Genomic DNA, 14,745 nt, shown 5'->3' with positions numbered 1-14,745 from the left:
GAGAGCAAACCTGAAGAGACAAAATTATTAAGTTTTAAAAAGTAGTTTTAATGCAATTTCTAGAGTATTGAACTAAACAATCACATTTTGTTAATTAGCGGTAGGAAAATTGATGAAAATTCGGATTGGGATTAATGGATTCGGTAGGATTGGACGGCTTGCTCTACGTGCTGCATGGGGTTGGCCAGAATTAGAATTCGTTCATATTAACGAAATCAAAGGTGGGGCAGTAACAGCTGCTCATTTGCTCAAATTTGATTCTGTCCACGGGCGTTGGACACCAGAAGTAGAAGCACAGGGCGATCGCATTCTTATTGATGGCACACCCCTCAGCTTTAGCGAACATTCCCAACCTGGAGATGTGCCTTGGGAAGAGTTAGGTGTTGATATCGTGCTGGAATGCTCCGGCAAGTTTAGAACTCCCGCTACCCTTGACCCTTATTTTAAGCGAGGGGTACGGAAAGTAATTGTGGCTGCTCCAGTCAAGGAAGAAGCCCTGAATATTGTCATGGGGGTTAACGATCAACTTTATGAGCCAGAAAAGCATCATTTGCTAACTGCTGCCTCTTGTACAACTAACTGTTTGGCTCCAGTAGTGAAGGTGATCCATGAAGGTTTGGGGATTAAACATGGAATTATTACTACAATTCATGACAACACCAATACTCAGACTATCGTAGATGCTCCTCATAAGGATCTGCGTCGGGCAAGAGCTACAAGTCTATCTCTGATTCCTACCACTACTGGATCGGCAACTGCGATCGGGTTGATTTATCCCGAACTCAACGGCAAGCTCAATGGTTTGGCAGTACGAGTACCATTGCTCAACGCTTCTTTGACAGACTGTGTATTTGAAGTTGTGCGACCCACAACCGTAGAAGAAATTAACAGCTTGCTAAAAACGGCTTCTGAGCAAGCACCGCTTAAAGGAATTCTGGGATATGAAGAGCGTCCTTTAGTCTCTATCGACTACAAAGACGATCCTCGGTCTTCCATCATTGATGCCCTCTCCACAATGGTTGTAGACGAGACGCAAGTGAAAATACTTGCTTGGTATGACAACGAATGGGGCTACGCTAACCGGATGGTTGAACTAGCCCGTAAAGTGGCTTTGAATCTGAAGGCGTGAAATATTCTCATTTAGAAATACTCTGCGTGCCTTTGCGCTGACTCTGCGTTCCTCTGCGTTTAAATCTCTCTTCCCTCATGGCTTCTACTACAGCTAATAGTGCCAATTTCAAAAACTATATTCTAGTCACCCTCGCCTACTGGGGTTTCACCCTCACCGATGGTGCCTTGCGAATGCTAGTGTTGCTATATTTCAACCAAATTGGCTATACACCGATACAAATTGCCTTTCTATTCCTGTTCTACGAAGTCTTCGGAGTCGTCACAAACTTTTTAGGCGGTTGGATTGGTTCTCAGTTTGGATTGAAGGTAACGCTTTATAGTGGCATTGGATTACAGATTTTTTCTCTAGTTATGCTGTCCTTCCTCAATCCCAATTGGGTACAGTGGATTGCTGTCGTTTATGTGATGGTGGCACAGGCATTTTCTGGGATTGCGAAAGACTTGACCAAAATGAGTTCTAAAAGTGCCATTCGGTTGGTTGTACCTCAGGATGCCCAATCATCTTTGTTTAAATGGGTAGCAGTGCTGACGGGTTCTAAGAATGCGCTCAAAGGAGTTGGCTTCTTTATTGGTAGCGCTCTTTTGGCTGCGGTTGGCTTCATCAATTCCCTGTGGATTATGGCAGGAGGACTTTTCTTGATTATGTTTTCTGGATTAATGCTTCCCAAAGGGATGGGCAAAATCAAGAAGAAAGTCAAGTTTAGTCAACTGTTTTCTAAGAGTGAAGAGATTAATATTCTTTCTGCTGCTCGATTTTTTCTCTTTGGCTCTAGAGATGTGTGGTTTGTTGTGGGATTGCCAGTATTTTTGCGCGAGATTTTGGGTTGGTCGTTCTATCAGGTCGGTGGATTCTTGGCTTGTTGGGTAATTGGCTATGGCGTTATTCAGTTCTTAGCACCAACATTAATCCAGCGATTTGGTTCTGGTCGTCCGCCACAATCAAAGACCATCCAATTCTGGACATTTACTTTAACAGCAGTTCCAGCAGCGATCGCTCTTGCTCTCCAACTAAATATACCTGCAAATATTGCGATCGTTGGCGGACTCCTGATTTTTGGCGTAGTATTTGCCTTCAACTCAGCAGTTCACTCTTATTTAGTGTTGGCCTTTACTGATGATGACAAGGTAGCGCTGAACGTTGGTTTTTACTACATGGCAAACTCAGGCGGTCGATTAGCTGGAACTGTTTTATCAGGTTTGATATATCAGTTTTTCGGGTTAGTGGGCTGTTTGTGGACATCCATGTTCTTTGTACTAGCAGCAGCATTGATTACTCTGAAGCTACCCGATCCCGAACCGAGCAAAGCGATCGCTTGGAAAGCAGGCGATGGAGACTAAAACAAAGGAGAAATATCATGTCCCGTGTTCAACTTGCCCTTAATGTTAGTGATATTGATGCTGCGGTTGATTTCTATAGCAAGCTTTTTGGTACTGAGCCTGCAAAACGCCGCCCTGGTTATGCCAACTTTGCGATCGCCGAGCCTCCTCTCAAGTTAGTACTAATTGAGAATACAGAGGCAGCTGGTACTTTAAATCATTTAGGTGTGGAAGTTGAGACAACAAATGAAGTAGTCACTACAAGCGATCGCCTACAACAACTTGGACTCTTAACTCGACCAGAGGAGCAAGTGACCTGTTGCTATGCCCTTCAAGATAAAGTCTGGGTAAATGACCCAGATGGCGCACCTTGGGAGATTTATAAAGTTTTGGGTGATTCGCAGGTGCGTGATATCAAATCTGTTGAAGTCAGCAAGGAGTCATGCTGTCAATAATCTAATCTATCCGTCCCAGCTATTAATTTGTATCCTGACATCTCCATGACGACATTTGACCATCCCCCCAGAATTTTGTTTTTGTATGGTTCTCTGCGTGAGCGTTCCTATAGCCGCCTCTTGGCAGAAGAAGCCGCACTCATCATTGAAGAATTTGGCGCAGAGGTAAAGTTTTTCGATCCCCGTGAACTGCCGATTTACGGCAGCGTACCTGACACTCACCCAAAGGTGCAGGAGTTGCGTCAATTAAGCCTGTGGTCAGAAGGGCAGGTTTGGTCTAGCCCAGAACTGCACGGTCAGATTTCTGGCATTATGAAAAATCAAATCGATTGGATTCCGCTTAGTATTGGAGCCGTTCGCCCGACTCAAGGGAGAACTTTAGCTGTCATGCAAGTAAGTGGTGGATCTCAGTCTTTTAACGCCGTCAACACATTAAGAATTCTTGGGCGCTGGATGCGGATGTTCACTATCCCGAATCAATCTTCAGTGGCTAAAGCATACGAGGAGTTTAACGAAGACGGCACTATGAAGGATTCGCCCTACCGCGATCGCGTTGTCGATGTTATGGAAGAACTTTACAAATTTACCTTGCTATTGCGCGATAAAGTTGATTATCTCACAGACCGCTACAGTGAACGTAAAGAAAAAGCTACTAAGGAGACAATCAAGATAGCTTCTCAAGCTCTTGAAGTTAACTCTAATATACCCCAACACACTGGCTCTCCTTAACAGCGTTTTTTCCTAATCGGATGAGATTTATTGTGGGGTGGGCGACACGAGCGCCCATAGTCAAAGGCGGGCAAGATGCCCACCCCACAAGATTGGATAATTTATTTCTTGGAAGTCCCTTTGCTGATCAAGCGAGGCTTTGAAAAAGATTTAAAATCAGCATGTTATTTTTCTCTCTTCAAAGATATAAAAAAGAGCTATTTACATAAGCCAAATTTGTCCGGTCAATCACTATATAAATTATTTTCCAGATATAAAAGTAGATAGTTTGGTGATATTTTTCTAAAAAAGAATGGTATTATCTGGCATAGCGTACCACAACGCTAAAGGACTTCCAAATAAAAAATACTTAACTACTTCTTGTGCGGGCTGATTTTTCACGTAATCTGGAAAATCCCACAAAAAACCTAACCCCCTAACCCCCAACTCGTCGCGGGAAGGGGGAAAATTCAAAGTCTCTCTCCTTTTAGGAGAGAGATTTAGAGAGAGGTTTTCCAGATACCGTAAAAAGTCAGCTTGTGGGGTGGGCGTCTCGCCCGCCCGCCTTTTGGTGTGTGCAAAATGCCCACCCCATAAGATTGGATAATTTATTTTTTGGAAATCCTTAATAACATCTTAAGTGAAGATAAATTCACACCAAACATTTAATCAGGAGAGAAAGTTTTATGGCTGATGTCGTGCTATTTCAAGGTGGCAGGTACATTGAGGGTACTACTCCTCTTGCCCAATTCTATGGGGCGCAAACTGGTACCAATTTTGAAGTACTCTATAGCAGTGGCGTTCTTTTTTATAGTGCTATAGGTGTCAATTTCACCTATGCTTCAACCGGATTCTTTAATTCTGGAACCATCACTTCTCAATTTTTCTTCGGAACTAACGGCCAAATCACAGCGCAGGAAACAAATCTGAATATTGACGTTGCCACAAGAAATAGCCTTTTAACTGTTGGCACGTCATCATACGAATATGGTCAATATGTCTATCGAGGTAATGACAGTTTCCTCGGATCTGCTGAGGATGATAGCTTTGACGGCTCCAGAGGTAACGACACCATCAATGGTGGGGCGGGTAGTGATGTCATAACCTTCCAAAAATTTAGTGAGGGAGTAATTGTTAATCTCTCAACAGGGCTGGCAATTACTTCTTTTGGCACATCGGTTATTTCCAACGTCGAAGATATTGAGGGATCAGCATTCGGCGATATACTAACTGGGAACTCTGGAAATAACCAGATCCAGGGGTTTGGCGGCGCTGATAGAATTAATGGCGGTGCAGGATTTGATACTGCTGTCTATTTCGACGCTAGCTCAGGAGTCGGTGTTGATTTGTCCACCGGAGTTGTTGTTGGTGGTAGCGGTGGTGATACCTTAGTTTCCATTGAGCGGGTGTTGGGATCTCGTTTTAGTGACGTGCTGATTGGTTCTAATGCCAATGAATCTTTCTTAGGGGGATTTGGTGACGATTCTATCGATGGTGCAGGTGGCATTGATACCGTTGAGTACGGTTTTGTCGGTTCCGGGGTTACGGTAAGTCTTGATGCTGGATTCGCTATTGGTGGTGCAGGAACTGATTCTATTTTCAACGTTGAAAACGTGAAAGGCTCGATTTTTAATGACTTCCTCTTCGGTAACTCTGGAGCCAATGTTATTAATGGCGAGAATGGAGATGATGGTTTGAATGGTGGTGCTGGTGCTGATACTCTAACTGGCGGTCAAGGCGCAGATTTATTTGTCTTCCAGTTTGGACAATCAACAGTATCAGGAAGCGATCGCATTACTGATTTCACCATTGGCACAGATGCAATTGGTTTATTCAGTTCAGACGGATCAACCGTGATTACACCTAGCACTTTTACCCGTGCTGCCGATAGCACTGCCACCACTTTAGTAAACTTAGTCAATCAGGTATTTACCGACGCTAATGGAGCCTTAGCTGGAAATCAAGCTTTAGGGGTAAGTGGTGCAGCCTTAGTTAGAGTTGGAAGTGGTGCGATCGCTGGAACTTACCTGGCTATCAATAATAGCACTGCTGGTTTTCAGGCGAATAGTGATTTATTAGTCAATTTAACAGGATTAACGGGTACTTTACCCGCGTTGGGAAATATTACAGTGAGCAGTTTCTTTGTTTAGAGAAAACACCCTGATTTTCAAGCTAACCTGCCGAATGTGGTTGATAAGCTGAAAAACATCTAATTTGCATAACTGAATCAAACATAAGTCTTGTGGGGTGGGCATCTTGCCCGCCCTAATGGGAGCAAGTTAAATGTGATATCAGGCTTAAGTATCGAAAATCCAAAATAGAATAACCTCCTGGCAGATTTAACCAGGAGAGTTCAAAAAAATTGATTCATTTTTACAAGCGTTGTAGCAGGCTTAAACCGTGGGTATCAGTACCACAGGTATTGAGAAGAAAGTATTCATCAGCCAACTTTTGTACTTGTTCTGATTCCAATACGCTGGGTTGCCAGGGGTTAGGGTTATTGTAGGCGTAGAAAGTTTCCACGCCATCAATGCCCTTTTCGGACGCAGCTGGAATTAAGTCAAAAAGCGATCGCTTGTAACGAGCCGGATGAGCCAGAACTGCCAATCCCCCAGCTTCATGAATAGCAGCAATTACGTTACTTGCCTGATATTCTTGCCCTATAGTCGGCCTTCTTTGAAGATAAGGCTTCATGCTAAGGTGTTCTGGTGTAAAAGCGTAAGCCAAAATGTGAACTTCTATATCCAAAAGGCTGGCATTAATTTCCACACCACTCCACAGGTAAGGAGTGCTTGCACCAGGATTATTCCACTTCCAGTCTTCTAACCAAGCAAGTGCCGCTTGATAACCCATAATACCATGATGATCGGTGATGGCTAACCCTTTTAGTCCAATTGCGATCGCCTGTTCCATCAATGCATTAGGCTGCAACCTACCATCCGAGTAGACAGTGTGCATGTGAAAGTTGAATAACCTTGGACAACTTTGTGCATCAATGTTTTGGAATACTTGCTTCAAAAGTTCTGCAGAAGCAGTAGTTCGGGCAAAATTTACAACCATAACCCCCTCTGAACAAAAATATATCTTTTTAACACACTAAAACGGTACATCTAGAGATGAGAAAGACCCAACAATAAGAATTAGTGTCGGTTGTTACTTTCTCAGCTTTCTCAGCAAATTTTTCAATATGTTAAGACTACGTTAGCAAATCTTAACCTCCGTAGTCATGGGTGTTTCGGACTACTTCATGTTTAAGTAGTAATAAATATTGCATCCATAATTTTGTCAATAGGCTTATCGGATCTCTGGGAAATGACTTAGATAGTAAAGGCTTAGTAGAGCAATTATCTCTGATAAGCCGGAAAAGCAACTCTACTTTAGGTGTAAAAACCGTCATCTATCTCAGTAATTATTGCTTGAAACTAACTAGTAAAGACTTCAGCGTAGGCGTAGCCCGCCGCAGGCATCGCCAAAGTAAGAAAATTCTTTGATTGAAACGGATAATTATCTACAATAGCTTCAAGAAAACTAGCGATGTCTACGACGGGCTATGCCTACGCTCCTGAATCACTATACCCCTCGCGCAATTCCAAAAGAATCTCCCTTCAAGGTGACTGCAAGCGGTTCTACCACAACCTCGCGGCTAAGAGACGCTTCAACCCTTCCGGCAATCACAGCTGTAAGCTGATGTTCTCTTGCAAGCATAACGATCCTCTCTGCATCCTGCTCCGACTCAGTATAGAATGCAAATCCTGCACCGTAATTAAACACAGAAAGCATCGTCTGGGCCCCGCCCTCAAGATGACCCTCAACAAACGTAAATATCTCCGGCACTGGGAGCATCGTTTCAATGATATACCGGAGCGGCTTCACCGACCGCATCAGCTTTTGCCATCCATGTCCAGTGATATTCTCCATCGCGGTGGGACAAATCCCCTCGCCAAGCACCGCCTGCACAAGTGGCGTGTAAAGATACGAAGCAGCATTAATCGCTTCCCAGAATTCCTGCCCACTTGGAAGTTTTGTTCTGTAGCCATCAGGGAGCGACTCGGCAAGCTTTCGCAGTGGGGTAAAGCCGTTCTCATGGGGGCCCGAACTCTCGACTAGAACAATGGTATTTCCGGCATCCAGACGCGAGCTATCAATGGGAGCGACACCAGCCGGCATAACCCCAAAAACCGAGCCTGCGATGTCGAGCCGACCTGGAATCATCTTCGTTTTTAGTTGAGGAGTTTCCCCTGAGAGATAGACACATCCAACTCGTTTGCATCCCTCAACTACTCCATCCAGAAACCCATCAAGGAACGCAGGAGTAAAGATCGTTTCAGGAGTACTTGACGGCAGATATAAACCGAGAAGTATAGTCTGCATACCTGAAGTTGCGGCATCGTTCGTAAGACACGAGATGATCTTGATACCAATATTCCACCAAAATCGTCGAAGTTCTTCTTCGGAAAGATCGTCAGGGCGGGTATCGTCTGCGGTGCCCAGTCCTTCCGGGACAAGTGTCATCGAAAGTTCTCTAGCCCCCGCCTCTAGAAACGGAGCGAGATTGAAGCTGAAAGCGTTAGCACTTGCTCCCAGACCCGACGCAGGCACGATGCCATAGGCGCTTGCAAAGCCAAGTGTGCGTTTTGCGGCATCGATGAAGCGTCGTTTTGCGGCATCGAGAGTATCGTAATCGACTTGATCGAGAGCTTGAGCCATCAGGTTGCGTTAAAAGTTAAAAGTTAGGAGTGAGGAGTTAGGAGTTAAAAGTGAGGAAAACTCATAACTTCTAACTCATAACTCCTCACTTTAAAATACCTCATCTTCAATACCGTGCCACCATTCCCCCAAATTCATCATGTCTTGGTAAATATCTTTTAATTCTTTGTTGTAGGTATCGTCTGTCAGCGTAGCTCGACGCTCTTGGAGTTTCTTGAGACGCAATTGTACCAATAGCCAAGGTTTAGTGATGCTATCAGTTGCTTCGATATATTGGGCTAGTTCTTTGCTATCCATATATTTTGATTTTCATCTTACTATTTTTAAGATACAGGAGGCAGGAGAAATAGTGTCCTCAGCAAGAACTACTGCGACTCAAACAAGCAAGACTATAAAATCTCAGATTTGCTAGCTTGCAATTGATGAGGGTTGAAGCCTCTATCAGAATGGCGTCCTTCTCCTTCCAATAAAAACTGCCTCCTGTATCGTAAAGGAGGCAGTCTAGAAAAACCAAAGGGGATCAGGGAGAGTAATTATCAACTAAGAGGCTGTTTACGGAGTCGCAAGGAAGTTGGAAGGCGGAGTGCTGCGACCATTACGACCAACAGATGGGATCTCAAGAAGCTCATCTGTTGCTTTTCCGGTGCCATCGTTGGTAACGGAGGTTTCGTTTCCTGGATGTCCATTATGGATGAACAGCTGCGGATGGTCGAAGGGCGCTTTCTCATAACGAACTCGCTCGTCAGTGAGCGCCTTCATAAAAGCTACCAGGTCATCTTTATCCTGATCGCTCAGGTTAAGGTTCTCGATATCCGCATCTAGATTGGCAATGTTCTGCTCGTGAAAGTCACCACCACGATTGTAAAACTCAACTACTTCCTTGAGGGTCAACTTCCCACCATTGTGGAAGTAGGGGGCAGTTAGTTCCACGTTGCGGAGTGTGGGCGTCTTGAAGGCTCCATCTGCGGCTATTCTCTGGTTGGGGCTGACTGTGATATTGGGTGCTGCACCGAGAAGCTGCTGGAATTTCCCTAGTTGAGCTACTCGTGACTCCGAGAGCGGATTACCAAAGGGGTCTTTACCACCCACGCCTAAGTCGTCTGTAGTGGGTCTGACACCAATGTTGTAAAAGCCGTTGTCATAGACGGCTTGTTGTCCATCCCCCATTATCATGTATTCCAGTCGTTGATCCTGCACGTTTTTCACGGAAGCATTGGTAAATTCTGCCCCACCGTGACAGTTGATACATTTAGCAGCTCCCTCGAAAAGCTGTTTACCCCTCACTTGCTGAGGAGTTAAGGCATTTTGGTTGCCATCAAAGTACTGATCGATAGGCGCATTGTCAGATATCAGTGTGGACTCGTACAGTTGAATCGCTAGCCCGAAGAAAAGCGAAAAGTTGTACTCCATTAAGGTGTATGTCTTCTTGTTTGGATCGATAATACTTCCCAAACCCAAGAGGACAGGTTTCCGACTACCGTCACTTTTATCAACCTGAATTGACCATGTGGAATTCCACCACTCTGGCTGGAAGGCAGCTTGAATTAACTGCTTGTAGCTCTGATTCAGACCTTTTCCATCAGACGCTCTATAAATACCCAAAACACTGTCGTCAACAGCCACGTTCTGTTGTGCGAGTGGTTTCAAATTCGGGGAAAGTAATTTTTGACCAAGGTCTCTCGGAAGCTTTAAGCCTGTGGAAAGGCTTTTGAAGATATCTATGATCCCACCCAGTAGGCTTGTTGTGCCAACCGTCTTGTTACTGACATCCTCAAAGGTGCGTCCGTCAGCAGACATCTCAAATGAGCTAAGTGGTGGCCCGACTGCTTGGGAAGCGAGAGATGAATTCTTGAGCTGAACGCTGACTTGTTGTGGTGGAAATAGAGGAATTGGTACTTTGTAAAGTTTAGCGTTGGGATCTCTTTTCCCAAAGGGATTAACCCCATTGAAGTAGTTCTGAGCTCGTCCATCCCAGAAGTTGCGGAAGTTGTACACCGCATTGACCGTGGTTGGTGTATTGCGCGGCTCGACTCGACGGGTTTTGACGCCTCCCACGTTGAAGATTGGATCGTTGAGTTGAGTCACATTGTCTTGAGGATTACCAGAAGTGGTACTCAAGAACTTGGTATTGAAGACTCCTTCGGAGGAGGCGATATCGTTAATGTCAGAAATAACAGCAGAGTTACGGTTGTTTACATCTGCCAGTTTGTGGAATGGAAAATCTGTGGGCTTGAGCGTGTAGTTTGGCCCTCCGAGACTGAAAGTATTATCAGGATTGGCATTACCACTTGCATCCACACGCAAAATCCCTGGATTGAGCTGGTTTTTAATTCTGCTGTCTACTCCGGCTTTAAAGTGACAAGTAGCACACGATGTCCTACCATCGCTGCCAATCTGCATATCCCAGAAAAGAGCCTTTCCTAGAGCGATCGCTTTGCTCTTATCTTTGACATAGCCTGTATAGTCTGGCCCCGGAATCGGTACGCTTTTTAGCGAAGCTAGGGGCTGAGAGGGCGGCGTTATCTGTGCCGATACAGTGTGTCCTGCTAACACTGCGATCGCAACTAGTGCTGCGATCGTCACACCGCTTTTCATTCTCCTTGACAACCTTGATGCCAGATCAGTAAGTCTGGCTAACGCAGCAACCACAAAGGTGGTGCCAATTTGCATTTTTCTCATGTGTTCACATCAGCATTGTTATTCGTTGTCAAGGGTTAAAGCATTAATGCTCCACCTACTACTCGGAATTTTTTTTGTATTTCATGACAGATCATTAATTATCAAATTTTTAGGCTTCAATAAGTTCTCTTTTACCAACTCTTTATTCAGTACCTCACTATAACTTTATATCCTGTCTAGAAAGCCTCTGCTCTATATGCCTAGCCAATCAAAAACAGCCATGATGCTAATGATAGCTGCTGAGAATATTTTCTATTAACTAATTATTTTGAATTTATCGAAAAAGTAAGGGTTCAAAACCTCGCCCGAAGTCAAGCGAAAAAATCCTTGTATTCTCTTGGTAGGTTGAAACCCCACCCCTACGGGCTTAGTTTAATTGCGAATAGCTCTCTTCGTAGCGGGGCGAAGCAAGAGTGCGAATTGCGAATTGATTTCATATATTTAGTAAAACCTATTGTCACAACTAGTTTTAATCAACAGTTTTTTAGCTATGATTAAAAAAATAATTATCAATTATTACTAATAACTGATAATTATTTTAAAACTTTTAGTTGATTAAGCTTCAATATGCTTGGGTAACACGAATGTTCAACCCAACCTACGATTATCCTTAACCCAAGCGTATTGGATTAAGCTTGAGCCAAGTTTTCAGCAGCAAAGTCCCAGTTAACCAAGTTGTCTAGGAAATTCTTGATGAACGCCGGACGGGCGTTTCTATAGTCAATGTAGTAGGCGTGTTCCCAAACATCCAAAGTTAAGAGTGCCTTCTTACCATGAGCTAAAGGGTTTTCTGCATTTGGTGTTTTGATCACCTTCAGCGTACCACCATCATCAATGAGCCAAGACCAGCCACTACCGAATTGAGTTGCGGCCGCATTAGAGAACTCTTCCTTGAATTTGTCAAAGCTACCAAAATCTTTATCAATTTTGGCTGCGAGATCGCCAGTGGGTGTACCGCCACCTTTTGGTTTCAAGGAATTCCAGAAGAAGGTATGGTTCCAAACTTGGGCAGCGTTGTTGAAGATTCCCGCTTTCGAGGAGTCGTTGAAGGAAGTTTTGATCACCTCTTCTAGAGACTTATTAGCAAGTTCTGTACCTTCAGTGAGCTTGTTGAGGTTGTCTACATAAGCTTTGTGATGTTTGCCATAGTGATACTCGAAAGTTTCAGCTTTCATGCCATAAGGCTCTAAAGCATTAATATCGAAGGGTAGTGGGTCTTGTACAAATGCCATTGTGTCAAATCCTCTCTTTACCAGTTTCCAGTTTTAAGCTATTGCAGAAGCTTAGGAAATTAACAGCTTTTATTTTTAAGGTTTTATGTCTTTAATAATGAAACATAAAACTTAACATCGTCATTTTACTACCAAAGTGAAGATAAAAACAAAGTACTTGTCTAATAAGTAAAATAAGTCAAATCACTAGGAAATAATGACTATAAATAAAAATGGCTAATATTTCCTAACTAAAGACCACAGAACTTACGCAAAAGGCAGTGAAAGCCTTGATTTACCGTAGGGGCAATTCATGAATTGCCCCGAAATTTCGTACCTGATGGGTAAGTCCTATTAGCGTTTAGCAATTAAAGCTTTCAGGCTTCTATCTGTAGCGGGATTAATTATGATGTGAGGGATCTGTCGAAAGCGTGATGATTTAGTGATTTAAATAATATAAAATTTATAAAATAAATCTTAGATATAAGATAAACCAATAGTAAAATTATTTAATTTTTTGCTTCTGGCTGTTTCTCGGTGCAGTTTTAAGAGGATATTTGTAAAGTATCAAGTTGTATAAAGATCCCCCCTAACCCCCTTTTCAAGGGGGGAAGCGGAATCCAAGTCCCCTAATTTATCGGGGGATTTAGGGGGATCTAAAACTTTTGATATTGATAATAGGACTTTTCAAACATCCTCTAAGGATGGTAAATGAATCATCACTCACCCACCACCCTTTTGAACTAAAAAACTAGCAGCAAATAGTGGTACATTACTACTGAGATAAACGCTGCTGGTAATAGTTCACAATTTGTGCTGTGACTTCAGAAATATTCAGACCATCGGTTTGAACTTCGATCGCATCGGCTGCTTTTTGCAAAGGGGAAACTTTGCGTGTGCTATCTTTCCAATCGCGTTCAGCAATATCCCGTTCCAACTGCTTTAAACTCACTTCGGGTTGACCTTGTTTGTTAAAGTCTTCCTGGCGGCGACGGGCGCGTTCACCCACAGAAGCGGTTAGGAAGATTTTCACTTCAGCATCGGGGAATACGTGAGTACCGATGTCTCGACCTTCAGCTACTAAACCGCCTTTCTTTCCCCAGTTTTGCTGTTGTTTAACCAGTGCTTGACGGACAGCGCTTTGTGCAGCGATCGCAGATACAATAGAAGTTACCTGAACCGTCCGAATTGCCTGGGTAACATCAGTACCGTCAATCCAAACCCGCACCGACGATTGTAAATCCTGGTTAGGAGTAAGTTCAATTTTACACTGGTTAGTTAATTCAGCGATCGCACACTCATCATCAATGGCAATCCCCTTTTGCAGTACTAACCAAGTCACAGCCCGGTACATTGCTCCTGTATCTAAATACACTAGATTTAGATTTGCTGCCACTTGACGCGCCACTGTAGATTTTCCAGCCCCGGCTGGGCCATCAATGGCGATAATGGGTTGACGATCGCGCAATATAATATTGTCAATCAAACGTGTAGACCCAAGACGAGCTGCGATCGCCAACATTCCTTCCTCCTGAACTTTTTCTAAAGACATTAACGTAGTCGGTTCAACCAATTCAATATATTCCACTAAAATCGTCTTGACTATAGCCACTTCTTGCTGTACCAGTGCTATCAACTTGTTACTATTGCGATCGCCTGCAATGAAAGCAGCTTCAGCGCGTCCCAAGCCGCGATATAATGCCGCCGCTTGCTCTTTTGCCGTTGCAGTCAAATATTGATTACGAGAACTGAAGGCAAGACCCGAAGCTTCCCGCACTGTTGGACAACCAACAATTTCTACTGGCAAATTTAAGTCAGCTACTAAGCGTTTAATAATTGCCAGTTGCTGACCATCCTTTTGACCAAAGTAGGCACGGTCAGGCTGTACCAAGTTGAAAAGTTTGGTCACAATCGTAGCGACACCCTGAAAGTGACCTTGCCGAGAACGACCACACAAGCCTGTTATCATAGCAGATGGGGGGATAACTTGTGTAACCTTTGATTCTTGTATACTCTTCTGGGGAACTGCCATTTCTTCTGGAGTCGGCGCAAAAATTGCATCTACCCCAGCTTGTTCGCAAAATTCTTGGTCTTGCTCTAAAGTGCGGGGATAACGTTGATAATCCTCATTGGGAGCAAATTGCAGGGGATTGACGAAAATACTTACAATCACCGTAGAATTTTCTTGCCGCGCCCGTTGAATTAAGCTTAAATGACCTTGATGCAAATTTCCCATCGTTGGCACCAGACCGACTGCCGTCTGATACGAGCTAGTCATCTCATCTAGTTTTAGATCCTCAGTAACTGCAATTAGCTTGTTTTCTGAGCAGCGTTTAGTTAAATAGCAGCGTAAAGCTGCGACTGTTGTCAGCAGGCGCACAAAAATACCCCTAGTTCTTATCGATCCCTCCCCCGTTAGTTTATATCTGAAATCGAGGGAAGAGATGATTCAACTAGGGGAATTGTTATGAAGGGTGGGGAATGGGGGATGTGGTTCGACTTCGCTCACCAACCGGGGGATGAGGGGGATGAGGGGG

11 protein-coding genes are annotated in these 14,745 nt (G+C 43.9%); 5 read left to right on the top strand and 6 right to left on the bottom strand.

Features of this window, described 5'->3' with window-relative positions:
• The first annotated feature begins 112 nt into the window (after positions 1-112).
• The 5 genes from D1367_RS12540 (at position 113) to D1367_RS12520 (ending at position 5,761) form a co-directional block, all read left to right on the top strand.
• Entirely contained in the window at positions 113-1,129 is a 1,017-nt protein-coding gene (locus tag D1367_RS12540; protein WP_118166753.1) for an ArsJ-associated glyceraldehyde-3-phosphate dehydrogenase, read from the top strand.
• A gap of 77 nt (positions 1,130-1,206) precedes the next feature.
• Positions 1,207-2,469, top strand: coding sequence for an organoarsenical effux MFS transporter ArsJ (gene arsJ / locus D1367_RS12535; protein ID WP_118166752.1), 1,263 nt, complete (start codon positions 1,207-1,209; stop codon positions 2,467-2,469).
• A gap of 17 nt (positions 2,470-2,486) precedes the next feature.
• On the top strand, positions 2,487-2,903 hold the full coding sequence (locus tag D1367_RS12530) for an ArsI/CadI family heavy metal resistance metalloenzyme (RefSeq protein ID WP_118166751.1): 417 nt from the start codon (positions 2,487-2,489) through the stop codon (positions 2,901-2,903).
• A gap of 45 nt (positions 2,904-2,948) precedes the next feature.
• Entirely contained in the window at positions 2,949-3,632 is a 684-nt protein-coding gene (gene arsH, locus D1367_RS12525) for an arsenical resistance protein ArsH (RefSeq protein WP_118166750.1), read from the top strand.
• 665 nt (positions 3,633-4,297) lie between these two features.
• The gene (locus D1367_RS12520; protein WP_118166749.1) at positions 4,298-5,761 is read left to right on the top strand and encodes a calcium-binding protein; all 1,464 of its coding nucleotides are present in this window, start codon (positions 4,298-4,300) and stop codon (positions 5,759-5,761) included.
• A 223-nt stretch (positions 5,762-5,984) separates the two neighbouring features.
• Here D1367_RS12520 and D1367_RS12515 read toward each other — a convergent pair whose 3' ends face one another.
• From D1367_RS12515 to D1367_RS12490, 6 genes are all read right to left on the bottom strand, one after another.
• The gene (locus D1367_RS12515) at positions 5,985-6,671 is read right to left on the bottom strand and encodes a PHP domain-containing protein (protein WP_118166748.1); all 687 of its coding nucleotides are present in this window, start codon (positions 6,669-6,671) and stop codon (positions 5,985-5,987) included.
• A 510-nt stretch (positions 6,672-7,181) separates the two neighbouring features.
• Positions 7,182-8,318 (bottom strand): AIR synthase related protein, encoded by a 1,137-nt coding sequence (locus tag D1367_RS12510; protein ID WP_118166747.1) that lies wholly within the window; start codon positions 8,316-8,318, stop codon positions 7,182-7,184.
• Positions 8,319-8,408: 90 nt separating this feature from the next.
• Positions 8,409-8,615 carry a hypothetical protein gene (locus D1367_RS12505; protein ID WP_118166746.1) on the bottom strand — a complete coding sequence of 69 codons (207 nt, stop codon included), beginning with the start codon at positions 8,613-8,615 and terminating at the stop codon, positions 8,409-8,411.
• Positions 8,616-8,870: 255 nt separating this feature from the next.
• Positions 8,871-10,988: a cytochrome-c peroxidase gene (locus tag D1367_RS12500; RefSeq protein WP_228674529.1), complete on the bottom strand. Its 2,118-nt coding sequence runs from the start codon at positions 10,986-10,988 to the stop codon at positions 8,871-8,873.
• Positions 10,989-11,626: 638 nt separating this feature from the next.
• Positions 11,627-12,229, bottom strand: a complete 603-nt coding sequence (gene sodB / locus D1367_RS12495; RefSeq protein WP_118166744.1) for a superoxide dismutase [Fe] — start codon at positions 12,227-12,229, stop codon at positions 11,627-11,629.
• A gap of 754 nt (positions 12,230-12,983) precedes the next feature.
• The gene (locus D1367_RS12490) at positions 12,984-14,588 is read right to left on the bottom strand and encodes a bifunctional pantoate--beta-alanine ligase/(d)CMP kinase (protein WP_118166743.1); all 1,605 of its coding nucleotides are present in this window, start codon (positions 14,586-14,588) and stop codon (positions 12,984-12,986) included.
• Between the last annotated feature and the right edge of the window lie 157 nt (positions 14,589-14,745).

Source organism: Nostoc sphaeroides (genome assembly GCF_003443655.1).
Lineage (GTDB): Bacteria > Cyanobacteriota > Cyanobacteriia > Cyanobacteriales > Nostocaceae > Nostoc > Nostoc sphaeroides.
This window is presented reverse-complemented; position numbering and strand designations above follow the sequence as displayed.